Source organism: Cupriavidus lacunae, from assembly GCF_003353055.1.
Classification (GTDB): Bacteria; Pseudomonadota; Gammaproteobacteria; order Burkholderiales; family Burkholderiaceae; genus Cupriavidus; species Cupriavidus lacunae.
In genome coordinates this window covers 57916-71019 of sequence record NZ_QKWJ01000019.1, presented here as the reverse complement: position 1 = coordinate 71019, position 13104 = coordinate 57916, and the positions used below count along the sequence as shown (strand labels likewise).

The following is a 13104-nucleotide window of genomic DNA, read 5'->3' as shown; positions in this document are numbered from 1 at the left end:
GCTCATCGCCAAAAGCGCGCCGAGCCCGACTCGGCCAGGTCCTTCTGCATGTCCCCCAGCTTTTCGTAGCATCGCAATAGCGCGTGCTCCTTCATTACCTCCCTGGCTGCGTGCAGTGCGCCCTCAAAGCGCTTGGAGCTTTCTCCACGGAGTTTGGGCAATACCTTCGCATAGAGGGCGTCATCCAGCGCCTGAGCATCTGTGGTTCCCAGTCTGGCCGCAAATAGCAGGTAGCTCAGCACATCGTCAATCGTGCGCCAGCCAAAATGGAGACGCACTGGGGCCAAAACTTGTCCAAGCTTCTCGAGCACGGCCTGCGCCTTGTGGCGTAGCGGCGCGGGGAGCCCGATATTCTCCCAGCGTGGGAAGTCTGAAACCTTGATGTTCCAAAACTCGAGCGTGAAGGCGCGGTCGAGCACCTTGTCGGAGAGACCATGTGTGGTCTCATCCATGTTGACCGTGCCAATAATGGCGAGGTTGGCCGGATAGCGAACACATCGTGGTATTTCCGATGTCCCCTCTGCCAGTTGGTGAAGGTCTATCACACCCTGCGTCTCCATGGCAGAGAGAATGGGGGCGAGATACTGCTCGGGATGTGATAGGTTCATCTCGTCGAGCACCACCACATAAGGTTGGCTGGGATTCTCGGCGGCGCGCAATAGAAGTTCGAGAAACGGCGCGCTCCGATAAGCCGATTGCTGGATTGGGTTGACATAACCGAGCAACGGACTTGGGTCGAACCAGCCGGGCTGAATCGGGACGACCTTGACCGTTTCTTGACCAGCGGTTTGCTCGCCGCAGAGCGCCAGCCCGTAGTTCAGCGCCAGCTGTGTCTTGCCCGAGCCAGAGATGCCGGTAAGCACGGCGAAGTGGCGCACCGGGTGAAACCAAAGGCCAGCATGCAACTGCTTGACCAGTGTCTCGTCCAGACTGAGCCGCCCGTCAACAATTGCCTGTAAGTTCACGCTCAAGTCGGGCCAGGTTGGCAACTGCACCTTGTCGACGGTGATTTCGAGCTCCTCAATGGTGCTGGCAGGTTTGGGAAGACGCTCCGGCTCCCAGGTCACCATCTCGCGCCAACGCCGACCGCGTTCCGAGAGCTGATACTTCCGCTCCGCATCGAGCCGCACGACATCGATGCTCACAAGCCAACCGAGCAGTGAGGTCGGTGCAAAGTCGGATGTCCAGCCGGGGTTCACCTGCTGCAGCAGTGCAACCAACGCCCGCTTTGCCTTCGGCTCGTGCGACAACGCCTGCAACACATGGTCGACCCCGAGCACGCGTGTTAGCAGATGGTCCGCGAGTTCTTGCGGGTCCTGCGAATCCAATAGGTTGATGCCACGTGGGCTCAAGCGATAGATGTCCCCTTCCCGCCTACACAGGTCAAACTCTCGCATCACCACATTGATGGACGTGCCGATGCTTTGTGGCGCTAGCTCGGAATTCGCTTGGCTGATGAGGTCGCTGAACTCCTCCCGCGTCAGTCCCTCATCCAGCGCCGGAAGGAAACTGAGCAGGGTCTGAAAGCCCCCCTTCATCGCCGTCAATCCCTTGCGCCGCAGGGCTGCCGGAAGCGGCTTGAGGTCGGACTCCGTCGGGTCGACTGATGCTGGTTGCTCGGGCAGTTCCTCATTCGTCAGTCGCTGACTGAGGAGCCACGGCAGACACATGCGACGCACCTGCTCCAGCCGGTCCGATGGGTCGACCGGCTCGAGCACCTCGTCGATACGGCGCCGCAGGGACACATGTGCGTGTACCGGGTGGTCCTTCCGCGAGCCTCCCATCTCCCGATGCAGGAAGAGCAAGACACCGACATCAGCGATGGTGGTAAAGAAGTCCGGAAAGAGCGCGCATAGAACGCGATTGAGCTTCAGACGTGGGGTCCGCCCACAGAGAACACCAAGTCGCTTCGACGCTTCATCGTAGAGGACCGTGAGGCAGGCTTCGGCGTCGGCCAGGTCGTTAGGCAACGGACTGGATACGCGACCGGCAAACCAATCTACAAATTCGTCGTTGTCCAAGGCCGGCGCCATTCTTATCGTGCCATTACCAACGGCTGACACGGGATTATCATCCCATAGGCGACTCAGGAACACCCGGTCTCGGAGTTTTTCTGGCACGGCGGCCTGCGTCTGCCGAAGGAAGGTATCCAGTCTGCTGTACCAATTGGTTGCCGTCGCGGACTTTGCCGGACCGGCCAACACCGCGTCCAAGTTCGCGCGGAGCACACCAACTTCTTCGAGTTGATTCGGCATGACGTCCCTATGACCCCATCCCCGGTCAGGCCGGGTGCTTAGATTGGATTGGACCGGCTTTCTTGCAACGCAGAGGGCACGGCCTGAACAGGCGTATCCGGCCCAGTCGACTGCTATCCCCACTAGTAGTCGACGAACAGTGCGGCCCGAAGCGTTAGCATAACGCGATTCGCAACCCGTAGCCCCGTGGCCTAGCTTGGGCGATGTGGATGTTGTGGCCTGCATTCCCCGGAAGCGGAAGCGCACCGGCTGGTGAGGCGCTGTTGGGCAGTGGCATCCGCCCCTTCACAAGCCTCGGATGCATTTCAGACGAGTGGGCGCCACCGAAAGTCCTTGCTGAGCATGCAGTCGCGCGATGAGTCTTCGGCCTTGCCCAGTCCCCCTTGAGCGCCCCTGGCGCCTGCAGCGAGCAACTCTGCCGGAGCGCGCTAGGTGCAACAACCGATAGATGGCTGCCCGCGATGTCGGGGACGCTGATTCAGCCGAACTATGTATGTCATCTCTTCGATGCATTGCGGTAACACAGGTAACAAGAGGCACCGCCGCCAAGCATGTATGTCGAGCGTCCGCCACGACTCCGTCCCGGCGGATTGCAACCGGGGCCCGAAACGCGCTAGGCCTCACTGGCACGCGAAAGTTCGCTTACCCTTGACGCTTCTCGCCAACTCACACCAAGAACGATGAGAAAAGCAAGTCGGGTCAGGTACTGACGCCCGACCCACACGCGAACAGACAAGACGGACAGGATTGATGGCGACACGCGGGCGCATAAGTTCGCCGTGGCCATGAAATTCAAGGCCGAGCTTCCTCGGTAACACTGCTTAGTCGGTGTGCCTGCCGTTCCTGCATGCGCGCTACTGCGCTCTGCTTGGCCGGCGGGCGGCGCGCTGCCGGCGCGGCCAATTGCGGCCCGCTCGAAACCGGCGCAGGAAAGCCATCGCTTTCGCCTGGCGCTCGCAACTCTTGGTCCAGCCAAGTATAAAAGACGTCCGGGTGCCACAGCACACGCCCGCCAATTCGGCCTGGTGCCGGCATTTTGCCCGCGTTCACAAGATTTTCGATGGTGCGGATGGAGACGCCGAGCACCTGCGCGACAACTTCCTTGGTCATGGGGGTAAAGGGGGCAATCGACATGGCGAATTCAAAGATGTGAATTCCTGTCTAGCCCCCGGTTTTATCCCACCTTCCCTTCCGGTTCAGCTTGCCGTACCCCGCGTCCTCTAAGCCAATGCTGAATAAGTCTTACCGACGATTTTCGAGCCCTTGTAAATCAGGGGCTTACAAGGGCTTCGCACGATAGACCTGTAGCGTAGTCATAACTCAAGCGACGCAGATGCCCGTCCCTTTATCCACTCTGCAAGTCGCTCGAAAAGGCCTTCGTCATTTGACTTGATGGCGGTTCTCAGGGTGCACTCCCACACAACCGCGACTCTCCAGCCGTCTTGAAGCAGCTTGGCCATGTGCTCGCGGTCCCTCTCCCGATTCCTGTCCAGCTTCTCCTGCCAGAATTCCGTCCGGGACGAAGGCATCTTGAACAGAGGGCAGTTATGCTGGTGCCAGAAGCACCCATGGACAAACACGACTGCCCTGTAGCGAGGAAAGACAAGGTCAGGAGCACCAGCCAGACGTCGAACATGCAGCCGGTAGCGAAGGCCCAGCCGGTGCAAGGCTTTTCGGACAACCAGCTCGGGCTTCGTATTTTTGCCCCTGATACCGGACATCATCCGGCTACGTGTGGCCACGTCCGTGATGTCCACCATATCAATTGCCTAGACCACTACCGGAATCTTAACGGCCCGCGACGGCAGGTTCGGGGTGCCCTTGAGGATGACTGCGGGTTTCTCCATGGTCCTGGCCACACCTGAGGCTTTGCCGTTCTTGAGGGCCTTCTTAAGATAGGGCTCCATTGCCTTGGCAACTGCCTTGACCGCTGGAACGACCACCGAGTTGCCAAACTGGCGATACAGCTGTGTGTCCGAGACAGGCAACGCAAAATCGTCCTCGAAGCCCATGAGTCTCGCGCATTCACGAGGAGTAAGGCGACGCGGATTCAGGCTCCGACCGCGATGCACGAGAATCTCTGAGCCATCCTTGTGGTAGCGGGCCGACAGAGTCCGGGTCGTCTCGTCGCGAGTCACAACAGAGCAACCAAAGCCATTGCCTGCGTTGGTGTGTTTATCCCGGTAGGCCTGCAGATAGTCCCAGAGCCGGTCGGTGAGGATGTATTTCGGGTCGACCGTTGCTTCCGGTTCCAGGATGGAGCCGAGTTTGACCGAACCCGGTTCTGGCCATGCCGACTCATTGGGCCATTCGAACCCAACGTCCTCACGGAAGCCCACAATGTAAATCCGTTCACGATGCTGAGGGGTCCAGCGCTTGCCGTCGATGACCTTCCAGCTGATGTGATAGCCAAGCTCCTTTTCGAGCACGTGTTGGATGACACGGAAGGTGTGCCCCTTGTTGTGGGAAATGAGGTTCTTCACATTCTCCAGCATGAAGGCCCCGGGACGCTTCTCCTTGAGGATTTCAGCGATACGGAAAAAAAGAGTGCCTTGCGCATCACATGCGAATCCATGAGTTCGGCCCATCGCGTTCTTCTTGGACACGCCAGCCAGCGAGAACGGCTGGCAGGGGAAGCCGCCCACGAGAACGTCATGGTCTGGGATGACATCCAGGGGAACAGACCAGATATCCCCGGCGATGTCTTCTTCGTTCTCGCCATGGTTTGCTGCGTAGGTGATACGGGCGAATTTGTCCCACTCGCTGGTGAAGACGCACTTCCCGCCGATATGTTCAAACCCTTTTCGGATGCCACCAATGCCTGCGAAGAGGTCAATGAAGGTGAATTTTGGAGCTGCCATGCGTAGCTTTCAGTGGTTGTTCGTTCACTTGTCTAGCGAAGAAATTTTCTTCCTCCTGGATTCCTGGCGACCTCCAGACAAACCATGTGACTTTACCAGGTCTTGCCCCCGTTCGCCAGGAATCCAGGAGAAGTTTTCAGTGCCCCTGCAATCCGGCTGCTTTGCGGGCCTCGACCAGCGCGTTCAGCTGCTCCACGGGCATTGGAGGGTCTGTCCGGTGGACCATTGAATGACAGTTGCCGCACAGTGGAACTAGGTCCTCGACGGGGTCGACGATGTAGTCTGGCCCCAACTTGGAGACAGGCGTGCGATGATGCACCTCGATGTAGCCATCTCCCAACTCACCGTAGAAGTCGGCAAAGTCAAAGTCGCAGCACTGGCACCTAAGCCCGTAGTATTCGATGCAGGCAGCCCTATTGACAGGGCTTCGCTCATAGCGGTTTACCTCAACCCGGAGCTTGGCACCTTCAGGCAACCCCTTCACCGCATTGTCCAGGACGGCTTGGCCCTCCTCGCCAATGCCTGTCAGTGCAAGGACAAGGGTGAGGCAGGTTGAAGCGACCTGTAAGGCCGTTGCAAGCATCTCGTCTGCCGTCTTTCCCGAGGGGAACCGACGAGAGACGTCAATCTCCACTCGAGTCCAACGGTCCTTCAGGTCAAGGCAGTTCCGACTATCGTTGCCATTGATGGCCACGTAAACGTGTGTACCTGAAGCTTCGGCAGCGTCTCGGGCACGAACGAACGCTTTTTTCTGACCATCGGTGGCCTCAGACATGACCCGCAGGAGCGCGCCCGCGAAATTGTCAGCTTTAAAAGAGGCCTCAAACTGCCGGTGCGTCCGGGACAGGAGGATAGCGAAGCCATTACCCTGCTCCAACTCGGCCGGACGCAATGCGTCAAACTCCCCCCCGTCAACAGTTTCTGGTTGCGAATAGAGAGCAACCTGAAACCTGCCTTCGAGCTTGCGACGCATCGCTTCGATATCAAGGCCTTCCGACATCAGCTATTCCCGTTCTCGACTGGGTCAGGTAAGTCGGCCACCAGCTTCTTCAGATTACGCGAAACTTCGATACGAAACTCTTCAAATGCTTCCTGGTTGTCCGGGTTAATATTGTTCAGCTCCGCTTGGGCAAGGGCCCAAAGCAGGTAGTCCATGGCTTGGATGACTGTGCTGTTGGCCTTGTTGGGCAAATATGCCTTGGTGTAAAAGGGATGGCCCGTGTTAAGGGCGACAGCCGCCTTGCTGTTCTTGCCGATGGTGGGCTCCCACAGCACCCCATGTTCAAGGGTTCCACTGGTAACCACGTGGGCACTGCCAACGTCATCCGGATTCACGAGGCGGACAGTGGTCGTGGTCACACCCGAATTGTTGTTGACCGTAACCTTGCCGGTCTTTTCATCCACCTGCGCCACCGCCGCCGTTTTGAGAGCGGAAGCCTTCTGTTCGATGACGTTGCTGGCCGGAGTATGGAGCAGGACGGCCGCACCCTTGGCAACTCCAGCGGCACCCTTCCGGTAGCGGGTTTCTGCTTCTCTTCGAGGCCCCGCGAGAAACTTGTCGCGCAGCCACTCGTAAAGGCCGGAGTTCAGCTCGATACGGGACTTCTTGATGTCCACCTGGAATGCGTTATCCAGAGAGTGGTCGAACGACAGCTCAACACGAAGCAGCGAGTAGTGGGGCTCCTGCTTGAACATGTTCATCCAGTCAGGGCCATGAATGAGCCGGTTCTCACGGTAGATGTAGAGGCCCTGACGCTCGTTGGAGATACGTGCTGCGATGCGATTCGCATCGGAAGAAAATTCCTCTTTTCGTGGCAGTACGAAGGCCCGGACGACGAATGAGGTCTGTGTTCCGTCTGGCAGCCGGACCTCCATCTTCTTCTCGGCAACAGGCTCCTTGGCCTCGACGATGCAGAAGGGGTCCCACGCGGCAACGGACTCCCCGTTGAGCTGGATATGAACGTTTCGCTCGCGACCGTCATTGGCATCGAGAAAACGCTGAAAGACAACCGCGATATGGTCCCGGAGGCCTGTCTCCAGCTTTTCAACGGCTTTCCGGATGGGCTGGCCCTCAGGGGCAGTCACGCGGTCAATGTTTTCCCAAAGCACAACCGTGCCAGCTGCTCCCGGCGCAATCTCGTCGAGCAATTGGCGGTGAGCCGCATCAGCGGCAGCAATCTCGAGGTCCCAGGAGTTCCGGGCAGCCATGTCATCAAGGTCCCACGTCGCACGCAGCATTGGGGACGAGCCGGAGTCACGGGAGATGACCGACAGACGCCGGCAGAAGGCTGTTGAAGCTGTCTTCAGGCCCAGACCAAACTTGCCCAGGCTCTTGGCACTGGCCCGCTTGCTGGAGCCATACTTCATGGCGTTGACCAGACCTTCCTCGTTCATGCCGTGGCCGTTATCCACGATGGAAATGACGACGCTGTCGGCAAAGTCGACTTCCAGGCGGACATAAATCTTATCGGCCCCAGCTGCAATGGAATTGTCAAGGATGTCAGCAACGGCGGCGTTGAAGTCATACCCTGTGTCTCGCAGGCCCTCACTGATACGGGCCACGTCGGGCGGAACGCTGATTTTTCTTTCTGTCATGGGGTGCTTTAAATATGTTAGCGCGATGGAATAACCGTCCAGCCTCCACCGAGAACAAGGGTGTCGCCATCCATTTGCAGACTAAACGACGCATTCGAGCGAACGATGTCGACCTCAAAGGAAGCGTTTTCATCCCGGGAGAAGACAAGCACGTCATCGACCTTGGCGTCAATTGCGCGCATGAACTTTGTCATGCCAGTGATACGGTATTCGTTACGTGTACCTTTACCTGCGCCTTCCTTGAAAAGCTTGTTGTTGTAGTAGATGAAGTTAAATTCCCAGCGCTCCCGACTTTCACGTTCAAACACAACGAGCTTCATCCTCGGGTTTTTCACGGTCTTGTCGAGGGTAGGAAAGAACGAAAGAATTTGTTCTTCCTTGGGAACCAGAATGCCTGCCTGATGGCCGCCGGTAGCTCCGACGTCGTTGGCGCTCAACTTCTTCCGGATTTCTGTTGTCACTTCACATAACTCCCGTTTTAGGCCAGTGGTGAAACCTGCAGGGCCTGCGCAATAGCCATTGGGTCCAAATCTCCGTTGTGACCAGTCACGGCCTCACCGGCGAGGTCCTGCTTGAAAGCTGCCGCGCTTCTAATCACTTCCTCTACTGTCTGAACGTAGAACAGATGATGAATCGTTACTGGCCTTGTCTGCTTTCTTCTATAGGAACGCGCCGACGCCTGGGCTGTCAGTGCCGGGTTCCACTCCGGGTTGTAGTGAATCACATGGTTGGCTGTCGTGATATTTAGGCCCGAGCCAGCTGCCTTCGGATTCAGAAAGAGTACGCCATATCCCTGGTGCCCAAAGAACCGGTCCACAACTGTCTGTCGCACAGCTCCCTCGACTCGCCCATCGATAAAATCAAAAAATCCCTTAGGGAATCGTCTCGGCATATCGGACATGAAAAGGTCGGCAATGGCCTGGTATGTCGAGAAAATGAGCGCCTTCTCACCCCCACTGAAGATTTCCTCGAGAAGTTCCACCGTCCTCTCATATTTAGGTACCTCCATGGATGGGTCCGCATGCCAGTTACCCACCAGTAAGGGGTGAGCGCAAAGCATGCGAAGACGCGTGGTAGCAACTAGGCCACCGGCTGGGCCAAACTCCTCCAGCGTCTGCTTGCGTAGAGCCTCGTACGCCAGAGCAAGGGGCGAGGACATCTGCAAGGCCTGCGAGACGTCAATCCGCTCGGGCAGGTCCTGCGCTACGTCCAGTACCCTGCGCCGCAACAGCATCGGGGCAATGATAGGCGCCAACCGCGCGGCGTCCTCCAGCTCGTTGCCAAACTGGGCGAGGAATGTGTCCCGTTCCCCTAATAGCCCGGACATGGCGAAGTCTGCCAGGGACCAAAGGTCATCTATGCGGTTCTCCAGTGGCGTGCCGGTTACGGCAATTGAGACCCTGCGAGGCAGCCGCTTCACGGTAGTTGTCCGCTGGGCCTCAGGGTTCTTGATGGCTTGCGCCTCGTCAAGTGCGATGACGTTCCACTCAATCTGATTGAGGATTTCCTCGTCACGAATTGCCGTGTCATAGGATACGATAACGATGTCAGCGCCTCGTAGCCGGGCGGCTACACCCGCCCGGTCTGCCCCCGCGTGTAGCAGGACAGTGAGCGTAGGTGCAAAGAAGGCGAGCTCCCTTCGCCAGTTTTCAAGCAGTGTGGCAGGAGCAACCACAAGAGCTGGGCCACGGCCAGCGTTCTTCTCAATCTGGAGCACTGCGATGACCTGAGCCGTCTTGCCCAGCCCCATCTCGTCGCCAAGGATGCACCCAACACCCTGCTCTGCCACTAGGGACAGAAAGGCTACACCGGAAGACTGGTAAGGGTAGAGTGTTCCCGAAAACCCCGGAATGAATGCCTGAGGCTGTTCAACGACTGAAGTTGAAGCATCGAACGCTACTTCATCGAATACAGCAAAGGGTTTTTCCGTTTGGGCTCGCAGGGCGACAAGGTCACCGACAGTGATGCCCCCCTGTGTCTTGACTCGTGCATCTGCCAGCCAGTCAAGGGCTGTCCGCAGGAGGTCTGCTCTGACGGGATACCACCGACCGTCGTGAATGAGCTGGTCGGCCGCCCCGTCTAACTGAACAAAACCCGTGTCCGTGGACAGACCAAAAGAGAGCTGGAGGTTGCGGCCATCATTCCCCGAAAGACGAATAGCCGGCTGTGCAGGCTGTCGAGAGAAGGTCAACGACGGGATGTCATCCACAGGGCTGCGGACGACCTCGTCGGCACAGACACGCAGATGGCCGAAGACCGCCTTGAAGATGTCCATGGCCGGGAGCAGCACACGCTCTCCTGATGTCTTCTTGAGAAGAATTCGGCAGCCTTCGGCCACCCAGGTTGCAGTAGTCATGACGGCTATTTTGGGTTCTATAGCGTGTTCTCTTAAACAGCAGGAACGCTAGAAATGACCACCGTTGGCATCCTGCCACAACTGAGTGGCTCAGTTGGCGCATCTGACTGGAGAGTCCCCCACAATCGCTCCAGCGGCAAGTATAGTCCACTCCACTTACTGGATAGCCACGTCGAACGGGACAACAGTCCAGCGGCGCCAGAATCACTGTGCCCAGTTCATTAACGCAGGCATGCGCAGGCATTTGACCCCAACCTACTAGGCGGGTGCATGCATAGCCATTTGGACGCTCCCGAAGAAGCTTGTTTACGAGGAATCTGCGCCAAATCTGCGCCAAACTGGCGCAGATTCGCTTGCGCGCATAGGCACGCAAAGGGGCGCAGGCGAACGCAAGTTATTGATTCTTAAAGGACGTGCTATACTGCACAAACCTGTAAGGGACCTATAAGCCGCGTTCGGGACGTAGAGGCCGGAGGTTCGAATCCTCTCACCCCGACCAGATTTAAAAGGCCGAATCAACGTCAGTTGATTCGGCCTTTTGTCTTTCTGCCCTTCCTCCCCCCGCTCAGCGTCAACTCATCCCTTGATCGCGTTGCGCTGACGCTTGAATGCCTTCAGGTCGGGCGCGGAGAACAGCTGGCTGCGGCCCACTTCCGCATGCGGAACCAGCTTGCCGTCACGCACCAGCCGCCGGAAGGTGGCAATCGAAACCTCGAGGTATTCGGCCGCCTCCGCGGCGGTGAAGTCTGCTTCAGCGACGTGGCCAAAGACTTCCTCGTGCGAAAAGCTCTCGTCCTTGAAAGCCTGCTCGCCCACCAGCGTGAAGAACTTGACGCGCTCCTGCGCGGGCATCTTGCTGACGACCTTCATGAGGTCTTCTGCGGTCATGATGTTCATTCCTTTCTCTCTGCCTTCAGGTACTGCTTGAGCCCATGCGCGAAGGGCTTCTTGTAAATTGGCTCCATGCAATGTTATGCACGCATCTTTGATTCTATATCAGATCAATACTGCGTGACGTCTTCCGTTGTGGAAACGGCCAATGGAAACATGGGAAGGGGCCGGGATTCCTCTCAAAAGGACAACAGCCCGCGCGCAGGGAAGTTGCCCGAAAGGCCCCTTCTCCCCTGCGCAAGTGGGGTTGCGCCCGTGTCGCGCAAACGCCAACAACACGCCGACATCGCCTTTACAAAAAGTGACCCCAGCGGCAAACTGCCCCGATCCGGGGACGTGAGTCCGTCCGCCCCCGCCTGCGTGGCATCCGCCATCGCCTAACCGCACCGCACAGCGCACCTGCCATGACACTCGGTCTTGCCCTGGCCCAGAGCCGGCGTATCGCGCCCGCCCTGCTTGCTCAGCTGGAGCAGGCCGCGCGTGAAAAGCAATCGCAGCTGATCGACGAGATCGTCGGCAGCGGCACCATGAGCGCGCACGACCTGGCGCTGTTCGCCGCGGACAAGTATCAGCTGCCGCTGCTGGACCTGGCCCAGTACAACCTGACCAAGGTGCCGCCGGCGCTGGCCGGCAACCGTGAGTTCCACGCGCACCGGCTGCTGCCGCTGGGCCGGCGCGAGAACCGGCTGTTGCTGGCGATGTCCGACCCGTCCAACCAGGCCGGGCTGGATGCCATCAAGGAAAAGTACAAGCTGCCAGTTGAAGCGGTGGTGGTCGAGCACGACAAGCTGATGAAGCATGTGCGCTCCGCCGGCGAGGCCTTGGGCACGATGAAGAACATCTCGCCGGTGCAGGCCGAGCGCAAGATGATCGAATACGATCCGGTGGCCGCGGCGGGCAACCAGCGCAACCGCACCACCGCCGACAACATCGACGACGCCCCGGTGGTGCGTTTCCTGCAGAAGCTGCTGACCGAGGCCTTCCACCGCGGCGCCTCGGACCTGCACTTCGAGCCGTTCGAGACCTTCTACCGCGTGCGCTTCCGTGTCGACGGCGTGCTGCAGGAGGTCGCGCGCCCGCCGCTGGATATCCGCGACAAGATCGCCACCCGCATCAAGGTGCTGTCGCGGCTGGATATTTCTGAAAAGCGCGTGCCGCAGGACGGCCGCATGAAGTTGCTGCTCGCCCTGCCCAAGGACAAGGACGCCAAGGAGACGGTCGAGCGGGCGGTGGACTTCCGCGTGTCGACGCTGCCGACGCTGTTTGGCGAAAAGATCGTGATGCGGATTCTCGAATCGTCGTCCGACAAGCTCGATATCGACCAGCTCGGCTATGAGCCCGAGCAGAAGGCGCTGCTGCTGGATGTGATCAAGCGCCCCTACGGCATGGTGCTGGTGACCGGCCCCACCGGCAGCGGCAAGACGGTGTCGCTGTACACCTTCCTGAACCTGCTGAACCAGGGCGACATCAATATCTCCACGGCGGAGGACCCGGCCGAAATCCAGCTGCCGGGCATCAACCAGGTCAACGTCAACGACAAGGCGGGCCTGACCTTTGCCGCGGCGCTGCGCTCGTTCCTGCGCCAGGATCCGGACATCATCATGGTCGGCGAAATCCGCGACCTGGAAACCGCCGATATCTCGATCAAGGCCGCGCAGACCGGCCATCTGGTGTTGTCGACGCTGCACACCAACGATGCGCCGACCACGCTGACCCGCCTGATGAACATGGGCGTGGCGGCCTTCAATATTGCGTCGAGCGTGCTGATGATCACCGCGCAGCGGCTGGCGCGGCGGCTGTGCACCTGCAAGCGCGAGGGCGAAGGCGAGATCCCGCGCGAGGCGCTGCTGGAGGCGGGCTTCCGCGAACAAGACCTGGATGGCAGCTGGCAGCCCTACCACCCGGTCGGCTGCGAGCGCTGCAATGGCACCGGCTACAAGGGCCGTTGCGGCATCTACCAGGTCATGCCGATCACCGAGGCCATGCAGGAGATCATCCTGACGCACGGCACCGCCTTGCAAATTGCCGAGCAGGCGCGCAAGGACGGCGTGCTATCGTTGCGCGAAGCGGGGCTGCTGAAGGTGAGGCAGGGCGTCACGTCACTCGAAGAAGTGCTGGCGACTACAAATACTTAGGGAAACAGGAC

Annotated in this window: 10 protein-coding genes; 1 reads left to right on the top strand and 9 read right to left on the bottom strand. The window is 58.9% G+C overall.

Annotation, left to right across the window (positions count from 1 at the left end; genetic code table 11):
* Positions 1–2: 2 nt before the first annotated feature.
* The 9 genes from DN412_RS17000 to DN412_RS16960 form a co-directional block, all read right to left on the bottom strand.
* Positions 3–2255, bottom strand: a complete 2253-nt coding sequence (locus DN412_RS17000; protein ID WP_133303051.1) for an McrB family protein — start codon at positions 2253–2255, stop codon at positions 3–5.
* 792 nt (positions 2256–3047) lie between these two features.
* On the bottom strand, positions 3048–3389 hold the full coding sequence (locus tag DN412_RS16995) for a helix-turn-helix transcriptional regulator (RefSeq protein WP_115212699.1): 342 nt from the start codon (positions 3387–3389) through the stop codon (positions 3048–3050).
* 179 nt (positions 3390–3568) lie between these two features.
* A complete protein-coding gene (locus DN412_RS16990) occupies positions 3569–4015 on the bottom strand; it encodes a very short patch repair endonuclease (RefSeq protein WP_115212698.1) in 447 nt (148 codons plus the stop codon).
* A gap of 9 nt (positions 4016–4024) precedes the next feature.
* Positions 4025–5116 (bottom strand): DNA (cytosine-5-)-methyltransferase, encoded by a 1092-nt coding sequence (dcm, locus tag DN412_RS16985; RefSeq protein WP_115212697.1) that lies wholly within the window; start codon positions 5114–5116, stop codon positions 4025–4027.
* Positions 5117–5252: 136 nt separating this feature from the next.
* A complete protein-coding gene (locus DN412_RS16980; RefSeq protein ID WP_115212696.1) occupies positions 5253–6116 on the bottom strand; it encodes an HNH endonuclease in 864 nt (287 codons plus the stop codon).
* The gene (locus DN412_RS16975) at positions 6116–7711 is read right to left on the bottom strand and encodes an ATP-binding protein (protein ID WP_115212695.1); all 1596 of its coding nucleotides are present in this window, start codon (positions 7709–7711) and stop codon (positions 6116–6118) included. The genes DN412_RS16980 and DN412_RS16975 overlap by 1 nt, the downstream gene beginning before the upstream one ends.
* 17 nt (positions 7712–7728) lie before the next feature.
* Positions 7729–8172, bottom strand: coding sequence for an EcoRII N-terminal effector-binding domain-containing protein (locus DN412_RS16970; protein WP_115212694.1), 444 nt, complete (start codon positions 8170–8172; stop codon positions 7729–7731).
* Positions 8173–8189: 17 nt separating this feature from the next.
* A complete protein-coding gene (locus DN412_RS16965) occupies positions 8190–10067 on the bottom strand; it encodes a DEAD/DEAH box helicase (RefSeq protein WP_115212693.1) in 1878 nt (625 codons plus the stop codon).
* Positions 10068–10643: 576 nt separating this feature from the next.
* Complete coding sequence (locus DN412_RS16960) at positions 10644–10955, bottom strand: helix-turn-helix domain-containing protein (RefSeq protein WP_244222677.1); 312 nt, start codon at positions 10953–10955, stop codon at positions 10644–10646.
* Between the two features lie 407 nt (positions 10956–11362).
* On the opposite strand from DN412_RS16960, the gene pilB reads away from it, so the two are divergent.
* Positions 11363–13093 (top strand): type IV-A pilus assembly ATPase PilB, encoded by a 1731-nt coding sequence (pilB, locus tag DN412_RS16955; RefSeq protein ID WP_115212691.1) that lies wholly within the window; start codon positions 11363–11365, stop codon positions 13091–13093.
* Positions 13094–13104 lie beyond the last annotated feature (11 nt).

Coding starts and splice junctions, on each gene's coding strand:
- DN412_RS17000 (WP_133303051.1), bottom strand. CDS start 2,255: ATGCCGAATCAACTCGAAGAAGTTGGTGTGCTCCGCGCGAACTTGGAC.
- DN412_RS16995 (WP_115212699.1), bottom strand. CDS start 3,389: ATGTCGATTGCCCCCTTTACCCCCATGACCAAGGAAGTTGTCGCGCAG.
- DN412_RS16990 (WP_115212698.1), bottom strand. CDS start 4,015: ATGGTGGACATCACGGACGTGGCCACACGTAGCCGGATGATGTCCGGT.
- dcm (WP_115212697.1), bottom strand. CDS start 5,116: ATGGCAGCTCCAAAATTCACCTTCATTGACCTCTTCGCAGGCATTGGT.
- DN412_RS16980 (WP_115212696.1), bottom strand. CDS start 6,116: ATGTCGGAAGGCCTTGATATCGAAGCGATGCGTCGCAAGCTCGAAGGC.
- DN412_RS16975 (WP_115212695.1), bottom strand. CDS start 7,711: ATGACAGAAAGAAAAATCAGCGTTCCGCCCGACGTGGCCCGTATCAGT.
- DN412_RS16965 (WP_115212693.1), bottom strand. CDS start 10,067: ATGACTACTGCAACCTGGGTGGCCGAAGGCTGCCGAATTCTTCTCAAG.
- DN412_RS16960 (WP_244222677.1), bottom strand. CDS start 10,955: ATGACCGCAGAAGACCTCATGAAGGTCGTCAGCAAGATGCCCGCGCAG.
- pilB (WP_115212691.1), top strand. CDS start 11,363: ATGACACTCGGTCTTGCCCTGGCCCAGAGCCGGCGTATCGCGCCCGCC.